Annotated in this window: 12 protein-coding genes and 1 tRNA gene; 4 read left to right on the forward strand and 9 right to left on the reverse strand. The window is 63.6% G+C overall.

Translation table 11 applies throughout. The annotated features are described in order from the left end of the window. Window positions 1-18: 18 nt before the first annotated feature. From mrdA to BMX94_RS00770, 9 genes are all read right to left on the reverse strand, one after another. Window positions 19-2,052, reverse strand: coding sequence for a penicillin-binding protein 2 (mrdA, locus tag BMX94_RS00730; protein WP_091002428.1), 2,034 nt, complete (start codon window positions 2,050-2,052; stop codon window positions 19-21). A gap of 9 nt (window positions 2,053-2,061) precedes the next feature. After that, window positions 2,062-2,622 (reverse strand): rod shape-determining protein MreD, encoded by a 561-nt coding sequence (gene mreD, locus BMX94_RS00735; RefSeq protein ID WP_091002430.1) that lies wholly within the window; start codon window positions 2,620-2,622, stop codon window positions 2,062-2,064. 15 nt (window positions 2,623-2,637) lie between these two features. After that, entirely contained in the window at window positions 2,638-3,633 is a 996-nt protein-coding gene (gene mreC / locus BMX94_RS00740; RefSeq protein ID WP_286159969.1) for a rod shape-determining protein MreC, read from the reverse strand. A gap of 80 nt (window positions 3,634-3,713) precedes the next feature. Then, window positions 3,714-4,757: a rod shape-determining protein gene (locus BMX94_RS00745; RefSeq protein ID WP_091002434.1), complete on the reverse strand. Its 1,044-nt coding sequence runs from the start codon at window positions 4,755-4,757 to the stop codon at window positions 3,714-3,716. Between the two features lie 60 nt (window positions 4,758-4,817). Beyond that, window positions 4,818-6,173, reverse strand: coding sequence for a tetratricopeptide repeat protein (locus tag BMX94_RS00750; protein ID WP_091002436.1), 1,356 nt, complete (start codon window positions 6,171-6,173; stop codon window positions 4,818-4,820). A 33-nt stretch (window positions 6,174-6,206) separates the two neighbouring features. Continuing rightward, the gene (locus tag BMX94_RS00755) at window positions 6,207-6,701 is read right to left on the reverse strand and encodes a peptidylprolyl isomerase (RefSeq protein ID WP_091002438.1); all 495 of its coding nucleotides are present in this window, start codon (window positions 6,699-6,701) and stop codon (window positions 6,207-6,209) included. 130 nt (window positions 6,702-6,831) lie between these two features. Next, entirely contained in the window at window positions 6,832-7,881 is a 1,050-nt protein-coding gene (locus BMX94_RS00760) for a zinc ribbon domain-containing protein (RefSeq protein ID WP_091002440.1), read from the reverse strand. Between the two features lie 105 nt (window positions 7,882-7,986). Continuing rightward, a complete protein-coding gene (gene acnA, locus BMX94_RS00765) occupies window positions 7,987-10,683 on the reverse strand; it encodes an aconitate hydratase AcnA (protein ID WP_091002442.1) in 2,697 nt (898 codons plus the stop codon). After that, complete coding sequence (locus BMX94_RS00770; protein ID WP_091002444.1) at window positions 10,643-13,087, reverse strand: HAD-IC family P-type ATPase; 2,445 nt, start codon at window positions 13,085-13,087, stop codon at window positions 10,643-10,645. Before BMX94_RS00770 ends, acnA begins: the two co-directional genes overlap by 41 nt. Window positions 13,088-13,259: 172 nt before the next feature. Here BMX94_RS00770 and BMX94_RS00775 point away from each other — a divergent pair. The 4 genes from BMX94_RS00775 to aroB all read left to right on the forward strand — a co-directional run bounded on the left by BMX94_RS00775 (window position 13,260) and on the right by aroB (window position 16,762). Further along, window positions 13,260-13,336 (forward strand) — tRNA-Arg (locus tag BMX94_RS00775). Window positions 13,337-13,760: 424 nt separating this feature from the next. Continuing rightward, window positions 13,761-14,789, forward strand: a complete 1,029-nt coding sequence (aroF, locus tag BMX94_RS00780) for a 3-deoxy-7-phosphoheptulonate synthase (RefSeq protein ID WP_091002446.1) — start codon at window positions 13,761-13,763, stop codon at window positions 14,787-14,789. Next, window positions 14,790-15,674, forward strand: coding sequence for a prephenate dehydrogenase (locus tag BMX94_RS00785; protein ID WP_091002448.1), 885 nt, complete (start codon window positions 14,790-14,792; stop codon window positions 15,672-15,674). It begins immediately after the preceding gene. Next, window positions 15,671-16,762 (forward strand): 3-dehydroquinate synthase, encoded by a 1,092-nt coding sequence (gene aroB / locus BMX94_RS00790; RefSeq protein WP_091002451.1) that lies wholly within the window; start codon window positions 15,671-15,673, stop codon window positions 16,760-16,762. Before BMX94_RS00785 ends, aroB begins: the two co-directional genes overlap by 4 nt. Window positions 16,763-16,765 lie beyond the last annotated feature (3 nt).

Below are 16,765 nucleotides of genomic sequence, written 5' to 3' on the forward strand. Positions count from 1 at the left end.
TTGCCATGAGTTCGCCCCCTACCGGTCGACGTTGGTCGTGTCGTAGGCGACGTCATCCGGCTGGCCGTAGATGGCTCCGATGATGTCACGAACGATGTACATGGCTGAGGAGGCACCGGAGAGCACCCGGTCGACGTTTGCACCCACGACGTACTTGGGGTTCTCGGCAGGAACAAAGCCCATGAACCAGCCAACGGGCTCGCCAACCGAAGTCTGCTCTGCCGTTCCGGTCTTGCCCCGCGCGGCCACGCTGAGGTTATTCCAGTGTGCTGCCTGGGTGGCGGACTCCTTGTAGACAACACCCGAGAGTCCCTCGTCAACGACGTCGAAGTTTGCGGAATCCTCATCGGCGTTGATGATGACCTCAGGGCTGTAATCGATGACCGTACCGGAGCCCGTAGCGCTCTTGACGCTCTTCAGGACGTGCGGCTTGTAGATGGGCCCGCGGTTGGCGATGCCGGCGTAGGCGTCAACCATCTGCATACAGGTAACCAGTAGGTCGCCCTGGCCGATGGAGAGGTTCGCGTTGTCGCCGCCCTGCCAGGTTCGCTGCTCGTCCGTGGCGCTCGACCAGTAGTTCCATTTCCACTCGGCATCTGGGACGCGGCCCTGGACCTCGCTGGGAAGATCTATCCCCGTGAGAGACCCCAAGCCAAACTTCTTGAAGGTCTCCTGCATGCCCTCGGGGTTGTCTTCATCGTAGAAGAATCCCTTGCCTATCTCGTAGAAGACGACGTCGCAGGAGTAGGTGATGCCAGTGACGAGGTTCATCTCCCCATGTCCGGAGGTCCACCAGCACTTCATGCCGTAGTCCTTGCCAAACCCCGTCCACCAGCCTGTGCAGTACCAGGTGGAGCTGGCGGTTGCGATGCCGTAGCTCAGGGCGGCGAGCGTGGTGAGCGACTTGATGATGGATCCCGAGGGGTACTGACCGGAGATGGCGCGATTCATGAGCGGGTAGTTGGCATCCTCGGACTGCAGGGAATCCCAGTCGCTGGTCGAGATGCCGCCCACGAAGATGCTCGGATTGTACGTGGGATAGCTCGCCATGGCGATGACCTCGCCGTTCGTGCAGTCGATTGCGACGGCGCAGGCACCCGTGGCAGAGTAGCCGGCCTTCTGCTGGTACTCCACAACCTTGACAATCGACTCCTCGGCGGCCTTCTGGATGTCCATGTCCAAGGTGAGAAGAACATCAGAGCCGCTCCTGGGCTCGACAAGTGTCGAATAGTCGAGCACGTTGCCGTCCGCGTCAACATAGACGGTCTGCTCGCCAGCGACGCCCTGAAGGACGCTCTCATATTGAAGCTCGATGCCAGACTGGCCAACCGTGTCTCCCGAGCTGTACTTCACGGCCCCCTCGTCGGAGGAGTCGGTCGAGTTGAGCTGGTCTGACGTAACGGTACCGGTGTAGCCCACGACGTGCGCGGCAAGCGAGCCATACGGATACGAGCGCTGGGTCCTCTGGTCAACCGAGACGCCAGGGAAGACCGTTGGGTGCTCGCCGAGAAACGCCACAACCCTACGCGAAACGTCAACGGCAATCGAGCGCAGGCTCTGCGCGCCCGCCGACGAATCCTCGACCTTGCGCTTAACGGCAAGCGCAGGCATGCCGATGAGGTTGCCGATGAGCGTGAGCTCGATGTCGTCATCGGCAACGTCCGCCTCGGCGAGGACCGTCAGGCTCGACCGGTTGGTGACGATCTCCTTGCCGTTGCGGTCGAGGATGCGCCCGCGGGGAGCGGGGACGGACACCGTGCGCGTCCTGTTGGACTCTGCCTGCTTGGTGTACTCATCGGAGGACAGGAGCTGCATCGACCAGAGCTTGGCGAGAAGGACGGCGATGATGCCACCGGAAACCGCAGCCTGGCCCACAAGGCGACCTTGCGTCGTTGTCTCACCAGACGTGTCCGACCCGCCCGACGCCTTTGGCCCATTGCCGCCAATGTCGAACTTGAAGTTGGTCTCGGAGCGTCCAAAGACGAGAAACACGGCTACGAGGGCCGCCGCCACCGCGACACAGACGATGATGATAATGACCGTGAAGCTCATGATGTGACCCTAGAGACCCCTGGTGTTGAGGTGCGAGCCGCCGCGATGCCGGCCACCCATCGAGAGGCTTGGGCCTGCACCAGCGGAGCGTGAGTAGTACCAGGCAAAGGGCAGGAAGGCAGCAATGGTGAGGAACGCCGTGGGAAGCGTGCGGAGCGCCACCACGTCGAGAAACGACGATGACTGCCCAACCATGAGCATGGCAAGGTGGTAGATGAGCGAGACGACAAGCGTAGTGACGGAGAACTCCACCACGCTTGCACCAAACTCGCCGGCCATGCGGTTTCTCCCCTCCTGTCCCAGAACATATGCCGCGACCGCGCACAGCCCGGCCATAAGGCCGATGGGTCCCGTGGTCGAGAGGTCAAAGAAGAGTCCCGCAAAGAAGCCCGCGAGAACCCCCTTCCGACCGCCGATGTTGAAGGCGGCGCACACGGTAAAGACCAGGGCAAAGTTGGCCCGTCCGTTCCCGATTCCTATGTTGGGCGCAAGCGCAAGCTGGAGCACGGCGCACACAATGGCGAGGACGAGCGTGCCCCGCCGGTCCCTGTTCTTGTCAGCCACCTGCATGGCGAGCCCCCCTCCCTAATTTGACGTAGACGTGGTCGACGTCGTTGATGACGAACCCGCAGAAGTTCCCGTCGTCGAGGCGGCACTACCCGTGCTACTCGAGTCAGTGCCCGCGGCATCAGAACTAGCGGAGTCCGTATTCGTCGAATCCGCGCCCGAGGTGTCCGTCGTGCTTGACGAGGTCTCCTGGGCGTCTGCGGCCGCCACGTCCTCGGAGGTCGCAACCTGGGAGTCCGTGAGTGACGTAATGACGAGAACCTCCTCGGCGTTCTCTGTGTGGGCATACGGCTCGACGACGATCGTGTAGTACATGGAGCCCGGGTTCTTCTCGACGCTCGTAACCTTGCCGAGAGGAAGCCCCTTGGGGAAGACGCCACCCAAGCCGCTCGTGACCACGATGTCCCCGACCTCGACGGTCTGATCGGTGCGAATCATGTCGAGGCTTACCTCGCCCGCAGCGGAGCCATTGAGCATGCCCTGGGCCCGGCTCGACTGAACCATGGCCGAGATGCTCGAGGACTCGTCGGTTACGAGAAGCACGGTGGAGGACGTGGCTCCGCACTCGACAATCTGCCCAATGACACCCGAGGACGAGGTTACCGGCATGCCAACGGAGAGGCCGGAACTGGTGCCCTTGTCGATGATGACGGTCGAAGACCACGAGTCGCTGGAACCCGAGATGATGTGGGCGGCAGTGGACTGCAGGTCATAGGTGCTCTGGAGATCGAGGAGCCCCTGCAGGCGCGTTGCCGTCTGCTCGGCCTCCTCGAGTTCCGCGTTCCTGCTTCGAAGCTCGTCGTTCTCGGCCTGAAGCTCTGAAAGCGTTTCCTGGTCTGCCGTGAGGTTGGAGAAGATGTTGCCCAGTCCCTGGAACGGCATAGAGATGGCGGAACCCACGAGGCGCACCGGGGTCGTGATGGTTTGGAAGGCGCCGCGCATGACGCCCAAAGGCCCATCGTCTCCCGTGCGAACGCCCACGGTGAAGAGCACAACCGAGATGATGAGGCACACGACTAGCTCGCGCCCGCCTGTACCCTGATTGTTGTTTCCCAGCCCCGGCGTTGGGGCACGTCTTCCACTGAGCGGCACGCCTACTGGCCTGTACTCTGGACGAAGCCACCGGAAAGCGCGTTTGCCTCGAGGACCTTAGCGCAACCGTTGACAACGTTTTCAAGGGCGGTGGGACTCACGTTGACGGGTACGCCTGTCTCCTCGCGGAGACGCTGGTCAAGACCGCGAAGAAGGCCACCGCCGCCCGTGAGCAGGATGCCATAGAACATGAGGTCCGACGCGAGGTCTGGCGGCGTCACGTCAAGGGCGTCCTTGACGGCCTTCGTGACCTCGTCAAGCGGGCGATCCAGGGCGCGACGGATCTCCTCGCTCTCGATGCGAACCGTCTTGGGCAGGCCGCTCATGACATCGCGGCCGTTGACCTCGACGTCAAGCTCCTCAGCAAGCGGAGCGGCGGAACCAACCTTGATTTTGATGTCCTCGGCCGTGCGCTCGCCGATGGAGAGGTTGTACGCATCGCGGACGTGCTCGAGGATGGTCTGGTCGAACTCGTCGCCCGCAGTGCGAATGGACTGCGAGACAACGATTCCACCCATCGAGATGACAGCAACCTCGGTGGTACCGCCACCAATGTCCACGACCATCGAACCGGTTGGGTCCTCGATAGGAAGATCAGCGCCAATGGCGGCTGCCATGGGCTCCTCGATGAGATAGGCCTGGCGAGCGCCAGCCTGTATGGTGGCCTCGAACACAGCACGCTTCTCGACAGACGTAACGCCCGAAGGTACGCAGACAACCACGCGCGGCCTAGGCGACCAGGGATAGCGACGCTCGCGAGCCTTCTCGATGAAGTACCTGAGCATGACCTCGGTGACATCGAAGTCTGCGATGACGCCATCTTTGAGGGGACGCTCGGCGATGATGGAACCCGGAGTGCGACCAATCATGCGCTTGGCGTCGGCGCCCACGGCAAGGACACGGCTCTCGCTCTTGTCGATGGCAACAACCGAGGGCTCGTTGATGACGATGCCCTGGCCCCTAACGGCAACAAGCGTATTGGCGGTGCCGAGGTCAATGGCAAGGTCGCCGCCATATTCGCCGAACAGTGAGTCGAAAATCGACATAGCTTCCTTATCCCGTCTGCGCGTCCTGAAGGCGCGCACCTAGCACGACGCGAAGGGGCTCTAACCCTGCGACGCGGTACCCGTAGTGGTCGTGGTAACCCCGCTTGAAGACGTGGCAGATGAGGAATCCGCCGTGGAGGACGCATCATCGCTTGTCACGCTCGTCACCTTCCAAGAGATGCCATCGCGCACCAGAGAGATGGTGTAGGTCTGCGTGTCCCCAGTGGGAAGAGCGGCGCTGACCGTGGCCGTGGACTCGGTCATGCTCCGGTCGACCTCGGTGGACTTGATTGTTGCGCCCGTGGGAACCGTGGACTCGATGGTGGCGGCATCGGAGGCGGGCACCGAGGCGGCAATGAAGCTGCCCAGGTCCTCACCAGAGGTCTTGGCGTCAAACAGCTGCTCGATCACAGCCTCCTGGGTGGGCCAGCCGTAGCCACGGTAGTACGCAAACCCTGCGGCGCCGAGCGCCACCACAAGGATGACGAGGATCGTGATGAAGACCTTGAGCCCGCTGTGGTTGTGCTTGCGGCGGATCTTGCGCTCCTTCTTGTCCTGCTCGACGAGGTCCTCCTCGGAGACGGAGAAGAAGCCCGTGTCATCGGCAGAAGGCATGAGCTCGCCAGACGCACCCGTGGGGTCGAGGGGATCATATCCCCCACCGTAGCCGGCAGCAGCAAGCAGGGCGTCGGTATCGGAGGGGCGCTTCTTGCTCACTATGGCAGCCATGGCCTTGCGGGCGGCGTCATAGGACGCCTGCGCCTCGGGCGAGAGCACAAGCGTGCCGTCTGCCGTGGCGTGATCGAAGGCGTCAACCGCCTCTGACATGCGGTTTGCAGCAACATAGGCAAGGCCGAGGTCACAGTAGACCTGGTTCTGGCTCTGAAGGGGCGCCGAGAAATCAAGGGCCGTACGGTAGGCCTCAACTGCGTCAATGGGACGGCCCAGCTGCATGAAGCAGCCGCCGAGGTCGCACAGAGCGGAGGACGGGTTGGGGTTCGACTCGTCGATGGCAGCGTTCCTGTAGGCGATGCCCGCGTTGCGGGGGTCGCCAAGGCGCTCGTAGGCGGTGCCCAACGCCATGTGGGCCTTGTACGGGGTGGCATAGGAGGTGTCGCTTAGGGCCTGCGTGAGCGCAGAGACTGCCTCGGCAGGGTGACCAGCGGCGAGAAGCGCACGACCACGGTTGCAGGAGAGCGGACCAACCTTGCCATACGCAGTGTCGCGCAGGGCGCTCTCATATGCGGCAGCAGCAGCCTCGTATTGGCCGAGCTTCATGTAGGAGTTGCCCACGAGGTGGTCAACGGGGCCGGAAACCTCTCCCGGGTCCTTAGCCTGCGAGAGTCTGTCAACCGCGGTGAGCCAATCGCCCTGTTGATAGGCGGCCTTGCCCGCCTCGTATGTCTGCTGATTCACGTGAGACCCCCTCGCTTCTGCACCGGCGAAACCCTATGCACGGTGCTCGATCGTAATCGAGTTGATAACGTCGCCCTTGCGAAGAGCGGCAATGGTGTCGAGACCCTCGACGGTCTGCCCAAACACGGTGTAGCCCTTGTCCAGGAAGTGCTGGGGGCCAAGGCAGAAGTAGAACTGAGACCCGGCAGAGTTGGGATCGGACGCGCGTGCCATGGCAAGCGCCCCGTCCTCATGGCTGTTGCGGGGGTTGGTGGTGTACTCCTCGTGGATGCAGTAGCCCGGACCACCGGTGCCGTTGCCCGCCGGATCGCCACCCTGAATGACGAAGCCGGGCTCATAGCGGTGGAACGTGAGCCCGTTGTAGAAGCCCTTCTCGGCAAGCTCGCAGAAGTTGGCAACGTGGATGGGCGCCCCATTACCATCAAGACGCACCACAATGGTGCCCTTGCTGGTATCGAAGATCGCGACCTCGTCGCCCTTCACCTTGTACGAAGGCGTGTAGAGCGGCTTAGAACCAAAGAGACCCATGACCCCTCCAAAGTGTGAAGCTCGCGGCGCCGGGGAGACGCCGAGAGAATCGTAGCAATCTTTCATCCCTACGATAGTACCAGCAAGCAGCGGCCTGCACGCAATCGTCAGACGCCTCCGGCAGGTTCGATTACTCCTCCGCAGGCTTCCACGCCTCGTAGTTCTCGTCAAAGAGCGTCTTATAGCTGTCGGTTCCGGAGGAGTAGCCAATCTTCTCGAGCGGGGCCAAGATCTTCTTCTCCGTCGCCATGGTGACCGAGATCTTCCAGGCCTCGCAGATGGCATCCGAGCGGTTGCGCAGCCAGTTCCCTAGCGTGGTTAGGTTGGAGATGTCATCTGCGTAGGTGCCGTCGGAGTCATCGAGCGAAGTTATGTCGTCGATGAGGTTAGAGATCTCGATCGCGGTCTGGTCGGCGGTGGCCTTGGCAGACTTGCGGTCGGACTCCGAGCCGCTCACGCCCGTCGAGACGAGCGCTGCCACGCTATCGTCGAGCTGGCCGGCGTAGGTGCCGAGCTTCTCGTAGTCATCGCTGAGCGACTGGGCGACGGTGGGCGTGGCAGTATCATCCCCCGAATCCGAGGAGGAATCAGCACTGTCGCTTGAGCTGTCGCTCGTTGTAGCCGCAGAGCCATCCTGCCCAGAAAGCGAGGAGATGTAGCCTGGATAGCCTGCCATGGAGGTGTCGGCGTCCGTCTGTGCATGAGTGATGTACAGGTTGGGGTCCCAGGGGTGAGTGATCCAGAGAGCCATGCCACCCGCAAGCACAAGTGCCGCACCAGCTGCAACCATGAGCACACGCGTACGCGGCATGCGGTCGTGGCGCACCGTCGCTGACTCGGGACCGGGCTCGGACGGAATGGCGCTCTCGATGCGCGGCATGGCTCGGGTGGCGTCAGCGCCACCCTCGTCTACGTCATCGGCGTCTGGATCGGCTGGCCCGCCAATGGTGGGAATGCCCAGGTCGCGCACGGCCTGGCCACTCTTCGAGCGCACAGGCGCGCCAACGGGTGCACCGCATTTTGGACAGGAATGGGCGTCTGGGGGAACCAGGGCACCGCATGTGGGGCACCATGCCACCTTGGTCACGGGAATCCTCTGCGTGAGACCCAGGTCATAGTGACAGGTGGGGCAGGCAACGGCACCAGTTGGTACCTCCGCGCCACAGTTTGGACACCTCATGCAAATCCCTCCTGTCTGTCTCTTACCCAGCGAACAAAATCCAGCCGCACATTCTCGCCGTTCTGCACGCCACGCACAATACCGCCGAGCAAGCCCTCACAAGCCCTATGAAATCTCGTCGAGGACGTAGGGCAGGATGCCGCCCTTTGCGAGGAAACGCCCTTCCATGGGCGTGTCGACGCGGACGACACAGGTGAAGGTGACAGCCGTGCCATCCGGGCGCGTTGCCGTGACATCCACCTCCCGCGGGCTGGGAAGCCCATCCTTCAAGCTCACAGGCGAAACGTCGAATGTCTCCTCACCAGTAAGACCAAGGGATTCCGCATTCTCGCCCTCCCGGAACTGAAGCGGAAGCACCCCCATCTGCACCAGGTTGGAGCGGTGGATGCGCTCGAAGCTCTCGGCGATGACGGCTTGTACGCCCAAAAGCAGAGGACCCTTACCTGCCCAGTCACGGCTTGAGCCAGAGCCGTAGAGCTTGCCCGCAACCACCACCAGGGGAACGTCGTGCTCGGCGTAGTCCATGGCGGCATCGTAGATGCTCTTGACCTCGCCGTCGATGAAGTCGCGCGTCCACCCGCCCACGCGACCGTCCGCAAGCGCGTTCTTGAGCTTCACATTGGCGAAGGTGCCCCGAGCCATAACCTCGTGGTTGCCCCTGCGGCTACCGTAGGTGTTGAAGTCCTTCTGTGCCACGCCGTGCTCGGTGAGGTAGCGCGCAGCCGGGGAATCTGGCGCAATGGCACCGGCGGGCGAGATGTGGTCGGTGGTCACAAAGTCGCCAAGAAGTGCCAGGGCGCGGGCGCCAGACACCTGGATGGTCTCGCGTTTGCGGGCGATGTCGAAGTACGGCGCGCGGCGCACATACGTGGAGGAATCATCCCACGGGAAGGTCGAGGAGGACGAGGACTCGATCGCACGCCAGGAGGCGGAGCCCTCCTTGAGCGACTCCTGGACGTCTGCGAAGAGGGACGGCGTGAGGACGTGCGAGAGGACCTCGGCAACCTCGGCGTTGGAGGGAACCAGGTCTGCGAGCATCACGGGCTCACCGTTTGCGCCCGTGCCAACCGGATCCTTGGCAAGGTCTACGTCCATGGTGCCCACGAGCGAGTAGGCAACCACGTAGGCGGGCTGGCAGAGGTAGTTCTGGCTCACGTAGGGCGAGATGCGGCCCTCGAAGTTGCGGTTGCCCGAGAGGACGCTCGTGAGCTCCATCTCGTCTGCGTGCTCGCGCAGGGCGGAATGGATGTCACCGGAGTTGCCAATGCAGCTCATGCAGCCAAATCCGCAGGTGAAGAAGCCGAGCTTCGCAAGCGGAGCGGTGAGGCCGGCGCGCTCGAGCAGGAGCTGGGTGGCGTGGCTGCCGGGGGCGAGGATCTTCTTGACCCAGGGCTTGGGGGTAAGGCCGCGCTCGACGGCACGCTTGGCGAGAAGCCCAGCGGCGACCATCATGGCGGGGTCTGTCGCGGTGGTGCAGCTGGTGATGGCCGCAATGGCAAGCGCACCGTGGTGGAGCCCATAGGTCGCGTCGCCGCAGGCGATGTCGAAAGACTGCGCCAGGTCGCAACACCCGTTCTTCTCGGCACTCTGCTCGAACCGGTCGCGAAGGCCAGCAATAGTCACGCGGTCGTGCGGGCGCGAGGGACCGGCGAGGCTCGGTTCCACCGTCGCGAGGTCAAGCGTCACCGTGCGGGCGTAGGTGCGTCCGCTCGTGGCGCCAAAGGTACCCTGGCGCTCAAGGTAGGCCTGGGCGAACACCACGTCTTTGGGGTCGCGGCCGGTGAGCCTGAGGTAGTCTAGCGTCTTCTCGTCAACCGGGAAGAGCGTGGTGGTGGCACCGTACTCCGGCGTCATGTTGGCGACACAGGAGCGCTGCGTGGCGGTGAGGGTTGCCACGCCCTCTCCCGTCACCTCGACGAGGCAGCCGACGACGCCAGCCGCGCGCATGAGCTGCGCAACCGTGAGGGCAAGGTCCATGCCGGAGATGCCGTCGCGCAGGGCACCGGTAAGCCTCAGCTCCACCACCGGCGGCACGAGCATCGAGATGGGCTGCCCCAGCGCCGCAGCCTCGGCCTCGATGCCGCCAACGCCCCAGCCCATGACGCCAACGCCGTTTGCCGTGGTGGTGTGCGAGTCGGTGCCCACAAGTGTGTCAAAGCAGGCCACGGGCTCATTAAGCGAAGAAAGCGCGTCGGTGGTCACCACGCGGCAGAAGCGCTCGATGTTGAGCTGGTGGCAGATGCCGCCTCCGGGCGGGACGATCTCGACGTTGCCAAAGGACTCGCCGGCCCACTTGAGGAATGCGAAGCGCTCGTGGTTGCGCTTTGCCTCGAGCTCCTGGTTCTTCTCGCACGCGTCCTGCTCGCCAGCGACGTCAGCGATGACCGAGTGGTCAACGACAAGGGTGCAGGGGATGTGGGGGTTCACACGCGAGGGGTCGCCGCCACGGGCAACCATAGCGTCGCGCATGGAGGCAAAGTCGACAAAGACGGGCACGCCGGTGAAGTCCTGGAAGAGGACACGCGCAGGCATGAACTCGATCTCGGAGCCCTGCTTTCCGGCAAGGCCGGCCTCGACCACGGCATGCGCCTGGCGAACCGCATCATCATCGGTGGCGGAGCGGCGCACGACGTTCTCGAGAAGCTCGACCAAGGCGCGGGGCAGCCGGTCTTCGCCGGGAATGCCGGAGACGTCGTAGGCGAGCGCCTCCCTGCCGCCCGCAGAAACGCGAACGGGGCGACGGGCGGCAAGAACGGCCTCCCTAAACTCCTTGGTGATTGGCGTTCCTTCTGTGAGTGACATGGGTCTCCTCCAGTCTGTCCGCAAGGCGGGCGATGCCCCCGCCGGCATTGGCAAGGGCTATCGAGCGGTTGAAGAGCGTATCGAAGAGGACGCACGAGAGCGCCCCCGCAACGACGACCAAGACACACATACTAGGCGTGAGAGGCGCAACCTTGAAGAAGGCACCAAAGACCGTACACCCGACGGCAACAATCGCGCCAACCGTAACGAGCAGCGCAGTGCGCAATGGCGTAAGAGGCTGCGAGATGCGCCAGATGAGTCGAATGCCCACGATCGCGACAAGCAGCATGCAGACGGTTGACGTCTGAGCAAAGGTCATGGGCATGAGGCGCTCAGCGACAAGCGCCACGACGAGCGCCGCCGTGATCCCAGCCGAGGCAGGGAGCGAACGCGCGAGTACGTGGCCGAGAAAGCCGCCGCTCACGCGGTCGTGATTTGGCTCGAGCGCAAGCACGAACGACGGGATGCCGATGATGGCGGACGAGATGAGCGACATCTGTATGGGGATGAAGGGGTACGGCGGGAAGAAGATGCACACCAAGGCGAGAAGTGCCGTGTAGACGGTCTTGACGAGGAAGAGCGAGGCAGAGCGCTGGAGGTTGTTGATCGAGCGACGCCCCTCAACAACCACCTCGGGCATGTGCGAGAAGTCATTATCGGCAAGGACAATCTCCGAGACGTTTCGCGCCGCGGCAGAACCGGATGCCACCGAGATCGAGCAGTCTGCCTCGCGCAGCGCGAGCACGTCGTTCACACCGTCGCCCGTCATGGCAACCACGTGACCATCCGCCCGAAGCGCACGCACGAGCGAGCGCTTCTGTTCGGGCGTCACGCGTCCAAAGACGTGGTAGCAACGAGCAGCGGCAACGAGGTCCTCCTCGGTCTTGAGCGTAGATGCGTCGACGGCCTGCTCGGCATGAGGCACGCCCGCCCTCGCCGCGATGGCCGATACGGTCACGGGATCGTCGCCCGAAATGACACGCAGGTCAACGCCCTGCTCGATAAAGTAGCGCATGGTCTGCGGCGCAGTGGCGCGCAGCTCGTCTCTGATGCCAACTACGCCGAGAAGCGATGCCTCGCCAGTAGGGGCGCCATCAGCGTCGAAGCCCGCGACCTCGCAGACAACGAGTACGCGCTCGCAGGGGTCATAGCCAGCCGCAAGGGCCGCCGCTTGGGCAACGCCCTTCTCGTCCAGCACAAAACGGGCGGCACCCATGACAAGGGGGCGCCCCCCTGCCGTCACGCAGCCAGAGCACTTGCGCCGCGAGTCAAAGGGAACCACGCGAAGTGGCGTCTCTCCCCTCTCGACGCCAACCTTGTCGGCATGGGCGAGAAGCGCCTGCGCCGTGTCGTTGGCATCGCCCTCGGATGCGCGGACCACTTCCGCAAGGGCCCCGTCGACCTCGGCCACCGTGTGGCCGGGCGCGGCGTTTACGTGCGAGACCTCCATGCGACCGGTGGTGATGGTGCCCGTCTTGTCAAGGCACAGGGTGTCAACGCGCGCGAGCGTCTCCACGCAATAGGTCTGCTGCACGAGTACCTTGCGCATGGCCAGGCGCGTGGTGGCGATGGCAAGGATGCTCGAGGTGAGAAGCACCAGCCCCTGCGGAATCATCCCCACCACGGCAGCAACAGCCGAGAGAATGGCGTCGTTCAAGGTCGCGCTGTCCATGAAGAGCGTGCGCAGGAAGAGCCCGATCCCTAGCGGGAAGAGCGCATAGGTACCCAGGCGGATGATGGCGCGAAGCGAGTCGAGAATCTGCGAATGCACGGGCTTGACGTACTTGGCCTCGGCGTTGATGCGAGCTGCATAGCCTTCCTGGCCCACCTTGGTCACGCGGGCGAGAAGGTCTCCGGAGTCCACGAAGCTTCCGCTTAGAAGCGTGTCGCCCGGTCCCTTGGGAACGGGGCGGCTCTCGCCCGTAAGCAGGGACTCGTCCATCTGCACCCGACCCCTGAGCACCACGGAGTCCGCAGGGACCTGCTCGCCGTGGGCAAGCAGGATGCAGTCGTCGAGCACCAGCTCGGAGGGGAGCAGCTCGACCGTCTTGCCATCGCGCATTACGCGGACGCGCTTCTCGGTGAGAATCGAGAGCCTATCGACCATGCGCTTTGCGCGAACCTCTTGGAAGATGCCGATGATGAGGTTGCAGATGACCACGCCCATGAAGAGAAGGTTCCGCCATTGGCCCGTAATGGCCACAAGGACCGCCATCCCAAGGTTGACGAAGTTAAAGAGCGTAAACGTGTGCTCGGCAAGGATCTGGCGCACGGACTTGGTCTTGACATCGGTGTTGGCGTTGGTCTTCCCGGAGGCGACACGCTCCTCGACCTCGGCAGACGAGAGGCCCTCAACGCTTGTTGCAGGCATGTCGTCGTTGGCAGGTGTGGTGTTGCGCGTCATGGTCTCCCCTCGCTTTGACTGCCGAATGGGACAGCGGGTGCCGAATGCTCATTGTATGCGAGCCGGGCAAGCGGGCGGAGGGTCGGCTTAGGTCTTGTGGGCGAGTCGTGACGATGGCATTCCGCCGTGACGGTAGCCAAGTTGGAAAGTTTGCCTATAATCAAAGGCCGTTGGCCCCGTAGCTCAGTGGATTAGAGCGTTCGCCTCCGGAGCGAAAGGTCGTGGGTTCGAACCCCACCGGGGTCACCAGGTAGATGCAGCCCAGGGCGCATGGCACCCTGGGCTTTTTTGGGCCTAGCCCGCGGGCGGGGGCCTGGCCCTTCTCGCACGCCTAGCCTGTCTCTTCTCGCACACCCAGAGAATATCGCCATTTCTCAAAATGGCTACGCGCCAACTCGGGAAACGTCCTTCTCGTTTAAGGAATGGCGATATTCTCCGTTTTTATGGACAGCGGGGACGTGAGCAGCCGCAGACAGCAAGGCCAGCCTGCGCCCCGCGCGGCGCCCCGTGCCCCGCGACGCCACCCCAGCGCCCCAGACCCCACAGACCATTAGTTCACCTTTGTTAACGCCGCAGGCACAAGCCCTGCAAACAGACTCCTCCGTGGTAGCATTCCAATCCCTATGCAACAAGACGGCCGCGCACATCCGTGGCCTCGGAAAGGTTTGCCACCATGATTGCAGTAGTTAAAGAGACGGCCACCAAAGACCAGCTCGACCACTTCGTAAAGTGGATCGAGGGGCGTGGCTTCAAGACAAACGTATCCCAGGGCGACAACGAGACCATCGTCGGCATCATCGGCGACACAACCCAGATCGACCCGTTCCTTCTCGAGTCCATGGACATCATCGAGCGCGTCCAGCGCGTCTCCGAGCCCTTCAAGAAGGCCAACCGCAAGTTCCACCCCGAGGACACTGTTGTGGAATGCGGTCACGGCGTGAAAATCGGCGGCGGCAACTTCCAGGTAATCGCCGGCCCCTGCTCCGTTGAAGGCAAGAACCTCTTCGACATCGCCCGCGCCGTCAAGGCGTCCGGCGCAACCATGCTCCGCGGCGGGGCATACAAGCCCCGCACCAGCCCGTACTCCTACCAGGGCATGGGCGAGAAGGGCCTTGACCTTCTCGTCGAGGCAGCAGGAGAACTCGACATGCCCATCGTGACGGAGGTCATGGACCCGCGCGACGTTCAGCTCTTCCTCGACAAGGGCATCGACGTCATGCAGATTGGCGCCCGCAACGCCCAGAACTTCCCGCTCCTGCGCGAGGTGGGCAAGACCCAGGTGCCAATCCTTCTCAAGCGCGGCCTCTCCGAGACCATCGACGAACTCCTCATGGGCGCCGAGTACATCATGAGCGAGGGGAACCCCAACGTGATTCTCTGCGAGCGCGGCATCCGCACCTTTGAGACGCGGACGAGAAACACCTTCGACGTAAACGCGATTCCCGTGCTTCACCACCTCTCCCACCTGCCGGTTGTTGGCGATCCCAGCCACGCCACGGGCTACACGCGCTACGTCCGTCCCGCAGCCTATGCGGCAACGGCGGCGGGTGCCGACGGCCTCGAGATCGAGGTTCACAACAACCCCAGCGAGGCGTGGTCCGATGGCGCGCAGGCGCTCACGCCCGCACAGTTCGACGATGCCATGCGCCGCATCCGCCTTATCCGCGAGGCAGTGACGGCACCCGTCGAGGAGGAGAAGTAAATGGCCGAGAAAGACCAGGCCGCCCTCTCCCCCACCTTCGTCCCCGATCGCGTGGGCGTGGTGGGCCTTGGCCTGATGGGTGGCTCCTTCGCCAAGGCACTGGCCGCGGCTGGCCGTGAGGTGTACGGCTGGAACCGCACGCACTCCGTCACCGAGATGGCCGAGATCGAGACCATCAGGGGCGAGCTCACCGACGAAACCATCCCCACCTGCGAGCTCATCATCCTCGCCGGCTACCCCCAGGTGAGCATCGACTGGCTCGAGGACATGGCCCATCTCATCTCACCCGGCGCCATCGTCATCGACACCGTCGGCGTCAAGCGCATCATCTGCGAGCGCTGCGGCAAGATTGCCGAGGGCCAACCCTGGACCTTTGTAGGCTGCCACCCCATGGCCGGCACGCAGTACTCGGGCTTTGCCCACGCCAGGGCGAACATGTTCCACAACGCGCCCATGGTCGTCGTGCCGCCGCAGATGGACGACTTCGACCGTGTGGCCATTCTCGAGCGCCTGAAGCACCTGCTCGAGCCCTGTGGGTTCGGCTCGTTCACGCTCTCCACCGCCGAGAACCACGACCGCATGATTGCCTACACCTCGCAGCTAGCGCATGTCGTCTCCAACGCCTATGTGAAGAGCCCCACGGCACAGGAGCACAAGGGCTTCTCGGCAGGCTCGTACAAGGACCTCACGCGCGTGGCGCGCCTGAACGCCCCCATGTGGACCGAGCTCTTCCTCGACAATGCGGACAACCTGTCGCGCGAGGTGGGGACCATCATCGAGAATCTCCAGGCATACAAGGATGCAATCGACGCGCGGGATGCCGAGAAGCTGGAGAGGCTGCTCGCGGAGGGCGATCGCCTGAAGAAGGAGGCCGAGGCACGATGAGCGAGACCCGCGCAATCCCCGTGAACACGCCCTCTCGCTCGTACGAGGTGCACGTTGGCCGAGGGCTTCTCGCCTCCCTGGGCGCACTTGTCGCCGCGGCATGCCCCAAAGTCACACACGTGGCTCTCATTTCGGACTCAAATGTCGCGCCGCTCTATGCAAAGCCTGTTGAGGAGTCGCTCGAGGAGGCAGGCATTGCCGTCACGACGCTCACCTTTCCTGCTGGCGAGGAGCACAAGCGCCTCTCCACGCTGGGGGACATCCTCGAGCGCATGGCCAACGCCGGGCTCACGCGCTCGGACGCGGTCGTCGCTCTCGGCGGGGGCGTCACCGGTGACATGGCAGGCCTTGCCGCAGCCCTCTACCAGCGCGGCATTCAGGTTGTCCAGGTTCCCACCTCGTTGCTCGCCATGGTCGACTCATCCGTGGGCGGAAAGACGGCGGTCGACCTCGAGGCGGGCAAGAACCTTGCCGGTGCCTTTCTGCAGCCCTCGCTGGTCGTGGCCGACATCGACTGCCTTGCAACCGTTTCCCCAGGCCTGCTGCGTGACTCGTGCGGCGAGATGATCAAGCACGGCGTGCTTGCAGACGAGAAGCTCTTTGACGAGCTTCAGGCGGCACCCGTGTGCACGCCCGGGTTTGACCCCGACAAGCTTGTGGGCATTGTGGCCAGAAACGTCGAGATCAAGCGCGATGTGGTCGACGCGGACGAGCAGGAGCGCGGCCGTCGTCAGACGCTCAATCTTGGACACACCATCGGCCACGCCATCGAGGCCGCAAGCGACTTCACGCTCGGGCACGGCAGCTGCGTCGCGGCAGGCCTCTGCTGCGTTGCTCGCGCCTCGGCCCAGCTTGGCTGGTGCTCGCCGGACGTGGCCACCCGCATCGTGGACTGCGTGAGGGCATACGGGCTTCCCACCAACACGGACATCGACCACGCCACGCTCCTCGAGTACGCGGCGCGTGACAAGAAGCGCCGTGCCAACAGCGTGACCCTTGTGGTGCCCACGCGCATTGGTGGCGTCGAGCTGCGCAAGGTCTCGCTCGAGGAGCTCCGCCACGTGATCGACCTTGGCTGCGGTGAGTAGCGC

It is taken from the genome of Olsenella sp. KH3B4 (genome assembly GCA_900111695.1).
Lineage (GTDB): Bacteria > Actinomycetota > Coriobacteriia > Coriobacteriales > Atopobiaceae > Tractidigestivibacter.

Excerpts from the sequence above, each read along its gene's own strand:
- mrdA (WP_091002428.1), bottom strand. The coding sequence starts at position 2,052 with ATGAGCTTCACGGTCATTATCATCATCGTCTGTGTCGCGGTGGCGGCG.
- mreD (WP_091002430.1), bottom strand. The coding sequence starts at position 2,622 with ATGCAGGTGGCTGACAAGAACAGGGACCGGCGGGGCACGCTCGTCCTC.
- BMX94_RS00745 (WP_091002434.1), bottom strand. The coding sequence starts at position 4,757 with ATGTCGATTTTCGACTCACTGTTCGGCGAATATGGCGGCGACCTTGCC.
- BMX94_RS00755 (WP_091002438.1), bottom strand. The coding sequence starts at position 6,701 with ATGGGTCTCTTTGGTTCTAAGCCGCTCTACACGCCTTCGTACAAGGTG.
- BMX94_RS00760 (WP_091002440.1), bottom strand. The coding sequence starts at position 7,881 with ATGAGGTGTCCAAACTGTGGCGCGGAGGTACCAACTGGTGCCGTTGCC.
- acnA (WP_091002442.1), bottom strand. The coding sequence starts at position 10,683 with ATGTCACTCACAGAAGGAACGCCAATCACCAAGGAGTTTAGGGAGGCC.
- BMX94_RS00770 (WP_091002444.1), bottom strand. The coding sequence starts at position 13,087 with ATGACGCGCAACACCACACCTGCCAACGACGACATGCCTGCAACAAGC.
- aroF (WP_091002446.1), top strand. The coding sequence starts at position 13,761 with ATGATTGCAGTAGTTAAAGAGACGGCCACCAAAGACCAGCTCGACCAC.
- BMX94_RS00785 (WP_091002448.1), top strand. The coding sequence starts at position 14,790 with ATGGCCGAGAAAGACCAGGCCGCCCTCTCCCCCACCTTCGTCCCCGAT.
- aroB (WP_091002451.1), top strand. The coding sequence starts at position 15,671 with ATGAGCGAGACCCGCGCAATCCCCGTGAACACGCCCTCTCGCTCGTAC.